Genomic DNA, 12,919 nt, shown 5'->3' on the forward strand with positions numbered 1-12,919 from the left:
GGGTCGTCGAGTTCGGCATCATGCAGGTCCTGGCGCCATTCGGTACTCGCGGCCGGGTGGCGACCCAGCGTGTACGGCGGGTACTCGGGCGGGCAGATCATCAACCATCGTTCCCAGTCCGGCCACCGCATCGCGATGGTCCGGCTCGTCGAGGCTGATTCGTGAGTCGGGCAGCCGGGCGCGGAGCAGGTCGGCGTCGGCGTGGCCCAGCTCGTCGAGGATGTCCAGGGCGGCTCGCCAGGCGTCGTGGGCGTCGCCGTGGTCGCCGGCGCTCTCATGGGCGTCGCCGAGGTTGGTGAGGGCCTGCGCCTCGTTGGGGCGGTCACCGGTCTCGGTGTACAGCGTGAGGGCGTGCCGGTAGCAGTCGATCGCCGCTTCCTGCTGGCCGAGCCGGTGGTGCACATAGCCGATGCTGTCCCAGGTGGTGGCCTCGCCATGGCGATTGCCGATGCTCTGGTGCAGGTTGAGGGCTTGTTGGCTGTAGGTGAGTGCCTGTGGGTACTTGCCGAGCAGGGTGTGCACGTAGCCGACGTTGTTGAGTGCCCTGGCCTCGCCGGGCTGGTCCCCGGCGGCCTGGAACAGGGCGAGCGCGTGCTGGTCGTGGCTGAGCGCCTCGGGGTAGCGGCCCTGTCGCTCGTACTGTCGGGCCAGGTTGACGTGGGTCGTGGCCGTGCCTACCTGGTCGTCGAGCTCGGCGAACAGCGCCAGGGCGGCGCTGAAGTGCGTTCGGCTGTCGTCGGGGCGGCTCATCATGTCGTGGGAGCGGCCGAGGTTGCGGTGGATGTGCGCCTGCCCGGACCGGTCGCCGAGGCGGCGGGCGGCGGCGAGGGCGCGGCTCTGCACGGTGATCTGGTCCTGCCAGTGCCCGCGCAGGTTGAGGAAGTTCGTCAGAGTCCAGGCCAGCCCGGCGGTGTGCTGGTCGAGTCCCTCGGCGGCCGCGGCTTGCTCGGCGACCGCGAGCAGGACCGCGTGCTCGGCCGTGAACCACGCCATGGCCGCGCCGGCGTCGGTCAGCGGCGTCACCACCATTCCGGCGCGCGCCGGAGCGAGCGCGACCGGATCGCGGTGCGGGTACAGCAGTCGGTCGCCGGCGTGGGCGGTGTGGAGGTAGAAGTCGAACAGGCGGGTCAGGGCGGCGCGGCGGTCGGATGGGGGGTCTTCGTCGCCGGCCCGGCCGGCGGCGTAGGCGCGGACCAGGTCGTGGAGGGTGTACCGGCCGGGGGCGGCCTCTTGCAGCAGATGATCCCGGCGTAGGTGGTGGAGGCGGGCCTCGGCGGTGGGCAGGTCGGTGTCGGCCAGAGCGGCGGCGGCGTAGGCGTCGAGGTCCTGGCCGGGGTGCAACGACAGCAGGCGCAGTACGCGTTGCAGGTCGGTGGGTAGCTGTTGGTAGGACAGGCCGAGGGCGAGTTCGACGCCGGTGTCCAGCCGTCGCTGATAGTGGCGTTCGTCGAGCCGGTCGGCGCGGTCGGTCAAGGTCCAGCCGGGCGTCCCGCGGATGTGCGCGGCGACCAGCCCGAGTGCCAGGGGCAGATGGCCGCAGCGTCGGGCGATCCGGGCCGCGGCGCCCGGGTCCGCTCCGACGGGAACCCCGGCTGCGGCCCGGGTCAAGAAGGCCAGGGCGTCGTCGGGGGTGAACACGTTCACCGTCAGGTGCGCCGAGGGGCACAGCGTGGCCAGGTCGCGTCGGCTGGTGACCAGCGCCGGACAGCCCGCTGTGCCGGGCAGCAGGGGGCGCACCTGGTCGGCGGTGGCGGCGTTGTCCAGCACCACCAGGGTGCGGGTGCCGGCCAGGCGGCGGCGGTAGGCCGCGGTGCGGGCGGGCAGGTCGTGCGGGATCTGCTGACCCGGCACACCGAGCAGGCGCAGGAAGCCGTCCAGTACGGCGCCGGGGTCGGCCGGCGGCTGGGCCGGGTCGGGGTGGAAGCCGCGCAGGTTCACGAACAACACCCGGTCGACGACCTTCTCCTGGGTCAGGAGGTGTCCGGCGTGGATGGCGAGCTGGGTCTTGCCGACCCCGGCCATCCCGGCGATCGCGGAGATCACCACCGCGCCGCCCTCCCGCTGACCGTGGTGCAGCGCCTGCCGGAGCAGGTCCAACTCGGCGACGCGGCCGGTGAACCCGGCCAGATCCGGTGGCAGCCGGTCCTGGACCCGAACCTGCGAGGCTGCCTCGCTGCGCCCGCCGATCACTTGCAGCGCTTGGCGCCACTGTGTCACGTAGCCGGCATCTGGGTGCAAAGCCTGCACCACCGCGACAACCAGGTCGGGGTTCAACCGCCGCCGACCGGGCCGGAAGCAGTCCGCCACGGTGGTCTTGCGCGCCAGGTCACCGGCGGGGCGGCCCGCTGCGGACCAGGCCGTGTTGACGCGGTCCTTGATCCGCTCGTACGACGGGTCACCGGCCCAGAGCTTCAACAACCGCAGCCGCTCGACCAGCGCGTCGAGGGTGCCGGCCTGCCCAGGGTCGGGCAACGCCGCGAACGTGTCGACCAGCCCCTGCATCGGCGGCATTGCCCACCTCCCGAACCGGGTCTGTGTCTCCGGCAGGGTTCCAAGCTACGGACATTGACCGCTGACGGGGTGTCCGGATCGAGACACTTCCGACCTCCGGCCCTGGCCCGTCGCTGAGCCCGAGCAACACGGCCCGCGTACGGATTCATCCGGGATCCTGTCACGTGAGCTTTCCGCACCGGACAGTCGACGGCGGAACCGCGGTCGGCACTGTGCACCAACTTAACCGCACTTATTGCCCTCTCGGATCCGTCGAGCCGACGGCTACCGGGGCGGCTGCCTTGAAGGTCGCGACCATCGAGATTCCGTACCAATGCGGGGGAAGCACATGAACCTGGAAATCTGCGTTCTGGGGCCAGTGGAAATGTGGTGGGACGGGCGTAGGGTTCCGCTCGGCACGCCGAAACAACTTACTCTGGTCGCCGCGCTGGTGCTGGCTCAGGGACGGCCGGTGCCGCTGGGCAGGCTGATCGAGCGGATCTGGGGCAGCGAGCCGCCGCGTGCGGCCCATAGCAGCTTGTACACGTACGTGGCGCGGCTGCGGCGGCTGCTGCGCACACATTGCCCCGGGCTGGCGGTGATCGCGCGTACCGCCACAAGCTACGCCCTGGAGGTCGACCCGACCCGTGTCGACCTGCACCAGGCCCGGCTCGTTCTGGCTGCGGCCCGGCTGGCCACGGACAATGGCCGAGACGCCGACGCCGTGCGGCTGTACCGGCAGGCGCTCCGGCTGTGGCAGGGCGAGCCTCTATGTGGGTTGCGCGGGAGCTGGGCCGAGCGCACCCAGGCCGGCCTGCGCCAGGAGCGGCTCACGGCGCTGAGCGGCTGGTTCGGTGCCGAGCTTCGGCTGGGCCGGCATGCCGAGGTGCTCGGCGAGCTGTCCGCCGCGGTCGGCGAATACCCGCTGGACGAGGTGTTGGCCGGCCTGCTCATGGTGAGCCTGCACCGGTCCGAGCGGCACGCCGACGCCTTGGCCACCTTCAACCGGATCCGCGCTGACCTGGCCGACCAACTCGGCGTTGACCCCGGCGCCTCGCTCCGCCGCCTGCACTCCCAACTCCTCCACTGAGTCGGCCCCTTTGGTCCTTGACCGACTCACGGCCGGCGCAACAACTGAGGACTACGCCGGCCGAACGATGACGCGGGTCTAACTCCAGGTGATGGAACGGGTGTTGTTGTCGCCGTTGAACGGGCCGCCACCGATGTTCATCGAGGAAACGATGGGCAGGGTTCTCTGGAACCCGGTGCGCGGCAGGGCGAAGTTCTGCAGGAAGTAGTGGTCGGTGAAACAGATGTTGAAGTTCGTGAAGGACGAGATCTGGTCCCAGGCGACCGACGGTAGGTCGAGCGAGTAGTCGACGTCGGTGGTCTGCCCCGTGCAGCTGACCGACCCGGACATGGTCAGCGTCCAGCCGGCGAAGTTCGGTTCGGAGTACTCGACGCCGATGACCAATGGCGCCGCCTGCGCGGCCGCCGGGTTCAGAGCCGCGGTGTTGGCCGCCTCGATCTTCGCGGTCAGCGCCTTGGACGAGGTGGCCTTGGCCGGGGCGTCGGTCACCGCGCCGCCGCTGGCGTAGCTGAGGGCTTCGGTGAACGTGCCGAAGCAACTCAGCGCCGGCGCCTTGTTGAGGCCCGGCCTCAGCTTGATCACGCAGTGGCCGCTCATGGCGCCCGCCGCGCCTGGCTTGGCCGGCGCGGCGCTGACCGGGGTGGCCGCCACGGCGCCGCCGATCAGGGTGATGCCGGCGACGACGCTGAGAACCCGCAGTATCCGGGATGATGAGATGCGCACTTCGAACCTCCTGGTGATAACCGACGCAGAAGAATGCCTGCGCCCGTCCAGCCTGGCGGTCCGATATGGCAAATTCTTTGACGAAAACTCGATGCGCGGCGCCGCTATCCGACACTCAGTTCCATGGAGTACTAACTGTGCTGCTCTTCCCGTTCGACTCGGGCCGCCCGAGAGCTTGACGCGAGGGCCAGCGAGTCGGGGAGGTGTGGCTCTGTCGTGGGCGGGAGGTATACCTCGACGACCAGGCCGCCGCCGTCTCGTGGAGTGGCGGTGGCGATGCCACCGCAGGCCGTGGCGACGGCGCGCACGATCGACAGCCCGAGTCCCGCGCCGTCGGTCTGCCCGGTGCGTTGGGCCCCCCGGTAGAACGGTTCGAACAGTCGCATGGCTTCGCCGTCGCTGATCGCCGGACCGGTGTTGCTGATCGTCAGGTGCCCGTTCGACGTGAGCCGTACGAGCACTTCACCGCCGGGCACGTTGTATCGCAGGGCGTTGTCCATCAGGTTGCGGACGAGTTGGGCGAGCAGCAGCCGGTCGCCGGTGACCGTGCAGCGGCCGGGCACGTCGAGCCGCAGCCCGGCCGGGCCGGTTCGGTGGTCTGTTGCCGCTTCCAGGGCGGTCTGGCGGACGACGTCGCCGAACTCCACCTTCTCCCGCCCGCGCCGGCCCTGTTCCCCGCGGGCCAGGGTGAGCAGGCCGTTGATCAGCGCGGTGCACCGGTCGTTGTTGCGGAGCAGCTCGTCACGAACGCGCCGGACCCTGCTCGGATCGGTGGTCGCCAGCCCGATCTGCAACGTCGTACGGGCCACGGCCAGCGGAGTGCGCAGCTCATGCGAAGCGTTGGCGATGAACCGTGCCTGTGCGCTGAAGGCGTCGTCGATCCGGGTCAGCAGGTCATTGAAGGTGTCGGAGAGTTCCCGGAGTTCGTCGGCCGGGCCGTGCACGGCGATCCGTTCGTGCAGGTTGGCGACGGAGATGCGGCGTGCCTGAGTGGTCATCGCATGGACCCGATTCAACACCCGCCCGGTGACCCACCAGGCCAGAAGCCCGACGATGACGGTCAGCACCGCGAATGCCACGATCCACTGGGTCAGGATGGTGCCGATCGCATCGTCGCGCTGCACGAGGATCGAGTCCAGGATGGATAAAGTCGGGGGCTTCCCGGACGGACTGGTCGTGCCGGTTTCCACACCGGGACTGGGGGCCGTCGGCGCTGATTGCAGGACCTCGCGGTCGCGCTCGGAGAGCTTGCCGACCCTCGTGATCACGATGCGGTTCTGGACGAAGACCATGGTCACCACCGCGGCGGCCACGATTACGAAGACGCCGGTGTGCATGAGGGTGAGCCGCCAGCGCAGCGTGAGCCGGTTCAGCATGCCGGGCCGGCCATCCGGTAGCCGACGCCGGGCAGAGTGTCGATGATCGAAGGTTCGCCGAGCTTCGCCCGTAACCGGGACATGGTCACCCGTACGGCATTGGTGAACGGATCCGCGTGTTCGTCCCACACCGTACGCAGCAGCTCCTCGGCGCTGAGGATCGTGCCGTTCGCGGCCAGCAAGGCGGCCAGCACACCGAATTCCTTGTTCGACAGTGGCACCGGGCGGCCGGCGCGTGTGACACGTCGCTGAGCCGAGTCGAGCGTGATGTCCTCGTGGCGCAGCACCGGAGGTACGGCCGGTTGGGAACGACGGCCGAGCGCGTCGAGGCGGGCGACGAGCTCGTCGAAGTCGAACGGTTTGCCGAGGTAGTCGTCGGCGCCGAGCCGCAAACCGGAAACACGCTCAGTCACCTCGGCGAGCGCGGTGAGCATCAGCACACGGGCGCGTCCGCCGGTTTCCATGATGCGTCGGCAGACCTCGTCGCCGTGCGTACCGGGCAGGTCCCGGTCGAGAACGACCACGTCGTAACAGTCGGTGACGAGCTTGTCCAGTGCAGTGCTGCCGTCGTGGGCGACGTCGACCGACATCGCCCGGTCACGTAACCCTTCGGCGATGTAACCGGCGAGGAGCTTCTCGTCCTCCACCACAAGCACGCGCATGGCCACCTCCGGGTGCGTGTCTCGCGTCGACCTTAGCTCCGGTGGTGTTTCACCGACATAACAACGGCTGGACGAGCACGGTGAAACGCCGGTGAAACACCCGACGCCGTAGAACTTCGGTCGTGCCGGCGGTTGCCGGTCGAGCACGACCCGAGGAGTAGATTATGCGCAACGTGACATCGCACCGCCGGCCCCTGATCCGGACGGCCGCGCTCGGACTACTACTGACCGTGAGCTGCGCGCTCACCGGTTGTGGTGACTCCGGAGGGTCGAAGGACGGGATCCCCACCGGCGGCGGGGCGACTGCCGCGGCCGCCCCGAGCGCGTCGGCGGGCACCATCGATCCCGCGCAGTGGACGAAGTGTCTGCGGGACAACGGGATCGACGTCAAGGACCCGCAACCCGGAACGGGACCGGACTTGCCGGCCGACAGTCCGGCTCTCACGGCGGCGCTGGCCAAGTGCAAGCAGTACGAGACCGTTCAGGGCGGCAGCACCGGAGCCAAGCCGAACGATCCTAAGCAGGACGAGCAGCGGCTCAAGTTCGCCAAATGCATGCGTGAGCAGGGCGTGGACTGGCCCGACCCGGTTCCTGGTCAGGGGATGAAGATGCCCGAGAACACCCCGGAGATGGAGGCCGCGTTCCAGAAGTGCTCGCAGCAGGTCCCGGTGGACGGCAGCAAGTGAGGAAGCGAACGAAGGTATCGGTGGCGGTGGTCGCCGTGGCGGTGACCGCCGCTGTGATCGCCGGGTCCGTGGTGATCCTCACCCGCGACGACCGCGGGAGCGAGCAGGTCGCGGCCGGCCAGGATCTGACCACGCCGGTCGTGAAGACCGATCTGGTGGAGACCCAGCAGATCGACGGAACCCTCGGCTACGCGGGGACGGTCTCCGTCGAGACCGACCGGACCTCGATCGTGACCTGGCTTCCGCAGCCGGGTGACACCATCACCCGAGGACAGCATGTGTACGACGGCGACAACCAGCCGGTGCCGTTGCTGTATGGAAAGCTGCCGTTCTGGCGGGAGTTGTACCACGGTGCCGCCGACGGTCCGGACGTCCGGATTCTCGAGCAGAACCTGCGGAAGCTGGGCTACGGGGGTGGCCTGAACGTGGACGACGAGTTCACCGCCGCCACGGCGGCGGCGGTGCGGAAATGGCAGAAGGCTCGCGGCGCCGAACGCACCGGCCGGGTCAAGGTCGGCGACGTGGTCGTCCTCCCCGGCGCCATCCGGGTGGCCGAGGTCAAAGCTAAGATAGGTACGCGCGCGGCCGGTGAGGTCCTCACCGCGACCGGTGTCCGGAAGCAGGTCACTGTCGACCTGCCGGCCACCAAGTCGGCTCTGGCGGTCCGAGGCAGCAAGGTCACCGTGGGATTGCCGGACGGTAAGAACGCGAGCGGAAAGGTCGTCACGGTCGGTACGACGGCCAAGGTGCCCTCGGGCGATGACGAAGGTGGCGACAAAACCCCCACCTTGCCCGTCGTCATCGCGTTGGACGATCCCGCGGTGACCGGCGCCCTGGACGGTGCGCCGGTCACGGTCGACTTCCGGGGAACCGTACACAAAGGGGTCCTCGCCGTGCCGGTCAACGCCTTGCTGGCACTGGCCGAGGGTGGCTTCGGAGTGCAGGCCGTCGGCGGCGACGGCGCGAAGCGGATCGTCGTGGTCGAGCTCGGCGCGTTCGCCGACGGTCAGGTCGAGATCAAGGGCAACGGGCTGACGGCGGGCATGAAAGTGACGGTGCCGTCAACATGACAGAAGCACCTCCGGTCATCGAACTGGATCGGGTCACCAAGTCCTATCCCGGCGGCGTACGCGCGCTCCACGACGCCTCACTGCGGATCTGGCCGGACGAGCTGACCGCGATCGTCGGGCCCTCCGGATCGGGGAAGTCCACCATGTTGCAGCTGATGGGCACGCTGGACCGCCCGACCAGCGGGACGGTGCGCATCCTCGGGCACGATGTCGCCGGCCTCGACGACGTCCAACTGTCGGCGGTACGCGCGAAGTGGATCGGCTTCGTCTTTCAGCAGTTCTACCTCACCGCCCACCTGACGGCCGTTCAGAACGTCGCCAACGGGCTCTTCTATCACGGCATCGCCCGCAGGAAACGGCTGCGCGAGGCGGCCACGGCGCTGGAACGAGTCGGCCTCGGCCACCGGCTGGAACACCGCCCGCAGGAGCTCTCCGGCGGCGAACGTCAGCGGGTGGCGATCGCCCGCGCGCTGGTGGCCCGGCCGGCCATCGTGCTCGCCGACGAGCCCACCGGTGCGCTGGACTCCCGCTCCGGCGACACCATCATCGAGTTGTTGCACGAGTTGCACAGTGAGGGCACCACGATCACGGTGATCACCCATGACAACGGCATCGCCGCCGCGTTCGACCGTCAGGTGGAGATCCTCGACGGTGAGATCCGCTCCGACCGCAGTACGAGGGTCGGCGCCGTATGAGCCCGCCCAGCGCCACCACGTCTGCGCCGCCGCTGCCTCGCACGGCCCGGCTGCGCACCAGCGACCTCATCGGCGTCGGGCTGCTCGGACTGCGCGGCCGGCCACTGCGCGCGATCCTGTCCGGCCTGGGCATCGCGATCGGGATCGCCGCGATGGTCGCTGTGCTGGGCGTCGGCGCCGCCAGCCAGGCTCAGCTCCTGGACAAGATCGCCAGCCTCGGCACCAACCTGCTGACGGTCGAACCGGGACAGAACCTGGTCGGCCAGAACCCCCCGCTGCCCGACGAGGTCGTCGACATGGTCAAGCGGATCCCCCCCGTCCGATCGGCCACCGCGACCGGAATCGTCAAGGGCGCAACCGTACGGCGTACCAGCAAGATCGACCCGCGCGAGTCGCAGGGCATCGAAGTCGCCGCCGCCCGCCTGGATCTGCTGGACACCCTCGGCGGCAAGCTGGCCGGCGGAACTTGGCTGAACCAGGCAACCGCGCGGTACCCGGCCGTCGTCCTGGGCTCGACGAGCGCCCGGTTGCTGGGCGCCGAGCCGGGACGGCAGGTGTTCATCTCCGGCCAGTGGTTCACCGTGGTCGGCATCCTGGAACCGCTCGACCTGGCCCCGGAGATCAATACCTCCGCCCTGGTCGGCTGGGACGTCGCAACCGGCCGCCTCGGATTCGACGGCCACCCGACCCGCGTCTACACCCGTTCCGACGACGAATCCGTGGAGGGGGTGCGAGCAGTTCTGGCGCGGACGGCCAACCCGCAAGATCCGAGCGCGGTGAAGGTGAGCCGGCCGTCGGACGCGCTCACCGCGCAACTGGCCGCCAAGAACACCTTCAACAGCCTCCTGATCGGACTGGGCGCGGTATCCCTGCTGGTCGGCGGCGTCGGCGTCGCCAACACCATGATTATTTCGGTGCTGGAACGCCGCCAGGAGATCGGCCTACGGCGGGCTCTCGGCGCCCGGCGACGCCAGATCCTGCTCCAGTTCCTCACCGAGGCAGTCGCGCTCTCCGTACTCGGCGGCCTGGCCGGCGCCGCGATCGGCCTCGCCGGTGTCACCGTCTACGCCACGTTCCAGGGCTGGCCGACGGTCATCCCGGCAACCGGGATCGCCGGCGGCGTCACCGCCTCGATCGCGATCGGCGCCATCGCCGGCCTCTATCCGGCCATGCGCGCCGGACGCCTCCCCCCAACGGAAGCGCTGACCGCCGGCTGACCAACCCCACTGAGGTCAGTCCCGGTAGGAGCCGCCGAACCGTTCGGGGACCAGGTCGGCGCGCTCGGCGCCGGTACGGATCAGGTCGAGGATGGCCCCCGCGACCAGATCGGGGTGTTGCGGCTGGGGTGCGTGGCTGGACTCCAGGCGCGATGCGGATTCGTGACCGTCGCGCATCGAGCCGAGGAACTCGGTGGCCGTAATGAACGGATACATGGTGGAGACCGCGATGCCGTCGCCGGCCAATTCTGCCCGCGCCACCTCGGAAAGCTTGGCCAGGCCCGCCTTGGACCCGGCGTAGGCCCCCGAGCCGGGCAGCGCCCCGAAGGTGATGCCGGAGCTTACGTTGACGATGCTGCCGGCGCCTTGCTTGCGCATGACCGGGACGACCGCCTGCATGACCATCAGCGGCGCGACGAGGTTGAGGTCGAGCAGGGCGCGGAAGTCGTCGGGGTTGATCTCCTCGACGGGCAGGTGCAACCCCTGTCCGGCGTTGTTCACCAGCATGTCGATCCGCCCGTACGCGTCCACGGCGGCACGCACGGCCGTCTCGACCTGGCTGCGATCAGTGACGTCGGCGCGCACCGGCAGGGCCTCGCCGAGTTCGGCGGCGAGCTCGGTGATGCGCTCCTCCCGGCGCGCCACCAGCACCACCCTGGCGCCGGCGCGCGAGGCGGCCCGCGCGGTGGCGGCTCCGATGCCGGACGATGCCCCGGTTACAAGCACGACTGATCCGTTGATGTCCATCGATTCTCCTTGAGGAAGTGGGTCGGTCAGCGGGCCCGGCCGAGCACGGCCGCGGCGTCACGGAAGGGCAGGGAATCCGGTGAGAGGCGCTCGGCCGCAGCCGAGGGCCGGGTCCCGTCGATGACGAGTTGGGCGTAGCGGTGCCAGGCGCGGGGATCGACGTCCCGCGTGTTATCGGCGACCGCTCCGACCATGAGTGACAGGATGCACACGTCCTGGCCGGTGAACCCCTCGCGGAGTTCGCCGGCCGCGCGGGCGCGGGTGATCAGCGGCTCGACCGTCGGCGCGAGCCGCCGGCCCAGTTCCGCGGCCGAGTTCTCGCCGCGCATGATGACGGCACCAAGCCCGCGGTCGTTCGCACGTGCCTCGATGACGCCGAGCAGGAAGCCGCGAAACGCGGCCCCGGCGTCCGGCTCCCGCGTGGCCTCGGTAGCCAGGCGGAGCAGGTTGTCGACCTTCACGTCGAACAGAGCGTCGAGCACCGCGTCCTTGTCGGGGAACTTGCGGTAGACCGTGCCGATCCCGACGCCCGCCGCCCGGGCCACGTCGTTGAGCGTGGCGCCCACCCCGTGCTCGGCGAACACGCTCGCCGCAGCGTCGAGGATGCGGACGCGGTTGCGTTCGGCGTCTGCGCGTGGGGCGTGCACTCGCGGTGCATCGATGTTCACGACCCCAACGCTAGCACAAGCGGATACGGAGCGTCCGTATCCGTTTCAGTGGTTTTGGTGATGTGGCCGACGTCGCTGGTCCGAACTCACCGGACGTCACACCAGATCTCCGGGTCGCCAGGATCTCGCCGTCGGTCACTGCTCGGGCTGGGCTGGCTGGCATGTTCTTTCAGCTGCTTCCTGCTACGCCGTGGCTCGGAGCCGGCTGACCCAGCCCTGGGCGGGTGACGAGGCACCTGATAGTGCGCGGCCACGCCCGCCACGGTCTCGACCCGGCCGACAATCTCGGCGAGGTCGTCGGGCGTACACCGGTACACGCGGCCGCTCGTGGCCGGTGGCGTAGCCGCAGCTCGGGTTCGCTTCGCGGTGTCTCGCCCTTTTCTGAGGCCCTGGCGCGGGTGGCGGTCCGCTTCTTCACCGGCGCCGGTGTGGTTGTCGCCGCTGCGGCCTTTCTGGTGGACTTCGCCGGGGTCTGCTTGGCGGTGCGTGTCGATGTCGTGGTGGCGGTTCTCGCCGTTCGGCGAGGCGCCGTGGTTTCGTCCTGAGCCGCTGGGGTGGCGGTTCGAGCGCGGGCCCGACCTGGCGCCGGTGTCGCCGGCCGTGGTGCGGTCTTGCGGGTGCGGGTCCTCGTCGCTGCGGGCGCCGCCGGCTGCCCGGTGGAATCGTTCGTGGCGGCTGCCTCGAGCGCGGTGGCGCCCGACGGCCTGCGGAGCTCGGTCGCCCCGGTTGTCCGCTGGTCGCCCGGCGCGGGGGCGCCGCGGCCAGCAGGAGCGACACGGTCATCGCCGCGATCAGGATCCGCACGAGCCTTCTCATGCTCGCGTTCCTTTCAGTAGCAGGTGGAGAACGGTCCACCGGCGATGAGCCGCAGCGAGCTGGCCTCGTTGGCCTCGCCGATGTCGTTGCCGGGAATCCCGTCGTCGGGCAGGTTCTGGACGTCCTGGCCCGGGTTCACGCAGAAGACGATGTCCTCGGTGTAGTTGACGCCGTAGTAGTAGACGCTCACGTAGTTCGAGCTGGTGCGGTTCTTCGCGGACTTGATGTTGTTGTCGACGATCTGCCCGGTGCTGAACCTGTCGTTGCGAAAGTCGGGGTCGCTGTTGAAGAACGCGACCTTGCCGGTGCTGAACCCGATGTCCCAGCCGCAGTGGTAGCCCGTGTCGCAGCTCGGTTCGGCCGAGGCCGGTGACGCCGGCACCAGAACAGCCGCCACCAGTGCGGTGGCGGCGGCGAGCATCCGGGATTTCCTGATCATTCTCGACCTCCTTGGACGTTCGGCGTCGTCGGACCTCTGTTTAGCAGCGTGCGGGTTGTCTGGATCCTGCTCGGGCCGGTCAGACAAACAACTCTGAGCAACGGCATAGATAATGGACGATGGGAGCGAGGGTGGTGAGGGGGAGGTTCGGGGGATGCCGAGGCCTGAACGGCCGTTGGACGGGCTGGACGGCCCGGTCGCGCAATTGGCCGGCGGGCTGCGGCAGCTGCGCGAGAAGGC

Annotated in this window: 13 protein-coding genes; 6 read left to right on the forward strand and 7 right to left on the reverse strand. The window is 69.6% G+C overall.

Annotated features, from left to right (window positions below):
• Nucleotides 1-18: 18 nt before the first annotated feature.
• Nucleotides 19-2,511 (reverse strand): tetratricopeptide repeat protein, encoded by a 2,493-nt coding sequence (locus tag AB0O15_RS28360; protein WP_364324136.1) that lies wholly within the window; start codon nt 2,509-2,511, stop codon nt 19-21.
• A gap of 328 nt (nt 2,512-2,839) precedes the next feature.
• Here AB0O15_RS28360 and AB0O15_RS28365 point away from each other — a divergent pair, with 328 nt between their 5' ends.
• Nucleotides 2,840-3,580 (forward strand): AfsR/SARP family transcriptional regulator, encoded by a 741-nt coding sequence (locus AB0O15_RS28365; protein WP_364324137.1) that lies wholly within the window; start codon nt 2,840-2,842, stop codon nt 3,578-3,580.
• Between the two features lie 78 nt (nt 3,581-3,658).
• Here the strand turns inward: AB0O15_RS28365 and AB0O15_RS28370 are convergent, their stop codons facing one another.
• From AB0O15_RS28370 to AB0O15_RS28380, 3 genes are all read right to left on the reverse strand, one after another.
• Nucleotides 3,659-4,303, reverse strand: coding sequence for a hypothetical protein (locus tag AB0O15_RS28370; protein WP_364324138.1), 645 nt, complete (start codon nt 4,301-4,303; stop codon nt 3,659-3,661).
• 131 nt (nt 4,304-4,434) lie between these two features.
• Nucleotides 4,435-5,679, reverse strand: coding sequence for an ATP-binding protein (locus AB0O15_RS28375; RefSeq protein ID WP_364324139.1), 1,245 nt, complete (start codon nt 5,677-5,679; stop codon nt 4,435-4,437).
• Nucleotides 5,673-6,341 (reverse strand): response regulator transcription factor, encoded by a 669-nt coding sequence (locus AB0O15_RS28380; protein WP_364324140.1) that lies wholly within the window; start codon nt 6,339-6,341, stop codon nt 5,673-5,675. The genes AB0O15_RS28375 and AB0O15_RS28380 overlap by 7 nt, the downstream gene beginning before the upstream one ends.
• A gap of 164 nt (nt 6,342-6,505) precedes the next feature.
• Between AB0O15_RS28380 and AB0O15_RS28385 the strand changes: the two genes are divergently transcribed.
• From AB0O15_RS28385 to AB0O15_RS28400, 4 genes are read left to right on the forward strand one after another with little or no spacing between them, the layout of a single operon-like run.
• Nucleotides 6,506-7,027: a hypothetical protein gene (locus tag AB0O15_RS28385; RefSeq protein ID WP_364324142.1), complete on the forward strand. Its 522-nt coding sequence runs from the start codon at nt 6,506-6,508 to the stop codon at nt 7,025-7,027.
• Nucleotides 7,028-7,047: 20 nt separating this feature from the next.
• Nucleotides 7,048-8,097 carry a peptidoglycan-binding protein gene (locus AB0O15_RS28390; protein ID WP_364324144.1) on the forward strand — a complete coding sequence of 350 codons (1,050 nt, stop codon included), beginning with the start codon at nt 7,048-7,050 and terminating at the stop codon, nt 8,095-8,097.
• On the forward strand, nt 8,094-8,792 hold the full coding sequence (locus AB0O15_RS28395) for an ABC transporter ATP-binding protein (protein WP_364324146.1): 699 nt from the start codon (nt 8,094-8,096) through the stop codon (nt 8,790-8,792). The genes AB0O15_RS28390 and AB0O15_RS28395 overlap by 4 nt, the downstream gene beginning before the upstream one ends.
• Nucleotides 8,789-10,009: an ABC transporter permease gene (locus tag AB0O15_RS28400; protein WP_364324148.1), complete on the forward strand. Its 1,221-nt coding sequence runs from the start codon at nt 8,789-8,791 to the stop codon at nt 10,007-10,009. The genes AB0O15_RS28395 and AB0O15_RS28400 overlap by 4 nt, the downstream gene beginning before the upstream one ends.
• A 15-nt stretch (nt 10,010-10,024) precedes the next feature.
• Here AB0O15_RS28400 and AB0O15_RS28405 read toward each other — a convergent pair whose 3' ends face one another.
• Both AB0O15_RS28405 and AB0O15_RS28410 read right to left on the reverse strand, forming a co-directional pair.
• Nucleotides 10,025-10,756: an SDR family oxidoreductase gene (locus tag AB0O15_RS28405; RefSeq protein WP_364324150.1), complete on the reverse strand. Its 732-nt coding sequence runs from the start codon at nt 10,754-10,756 to the stop codon at nt 10,025-10,027.
• Nucleotides 10,757-10,782: 26 nt separating this feature from the next.
• Complete coding sequence (locus AB0O15_RS28410; RefSeq protein WP_364324152.1) at nt 10,783-11,424, reverse strand: helix-turn-helix domain-containing protein; 642 nt, start codon at nt 11,422-11,424, stop codon at nt 10,783-10,785.
• A gap of 398 nt (nt 11,425-11,822) precedes the next feature.
• Between AB0O15_RS28410 and AB0O15_RS28415 the strand changes: the two genes are divergently transcribed.
• On the forward strand, nt 11,823-11,969 hold the full coding sequence (locus AB0O15_RS28415) for a hypothetical protein (RefSeq protein ID WP_364324154.1): 147 nt from the start codon (nt 11,823-11,825) through the stop codon (nt 11,967-11,969).
• 284 nt (nt 11,970-12,253) lie between these two features.
• Here the strand turns inward: AB0O15_RS28415 and AB0O15_RS28420 are convergent, their stop codons facing one another.
• Nucleotides 12,254-12,679 carry a peptidase inhibitor family I36 protein gene (locus AB0O15_RS28420; RefSeq protein WP_364324156.1) on the reverse strand — a complete coding sequence of 142 codons (426 nt, stop codon included), beginning with the start codon at nt 12,677-12,679 and terminating at the stop codon, nt 12,254-12,256.
• Nucleotides 12,680-12,919: the final 240 nt, after the last annotated feature.

This window comes from Actinoplanes sp. NPDC089786, assembly GCF_040684855.1.
Taxonomy (GTDB): domain Bacteria; phylum Actinomycetota; class Actinomycetes; order Mycobacteriales; family Micromonosporaceae; genus Actinoplanes.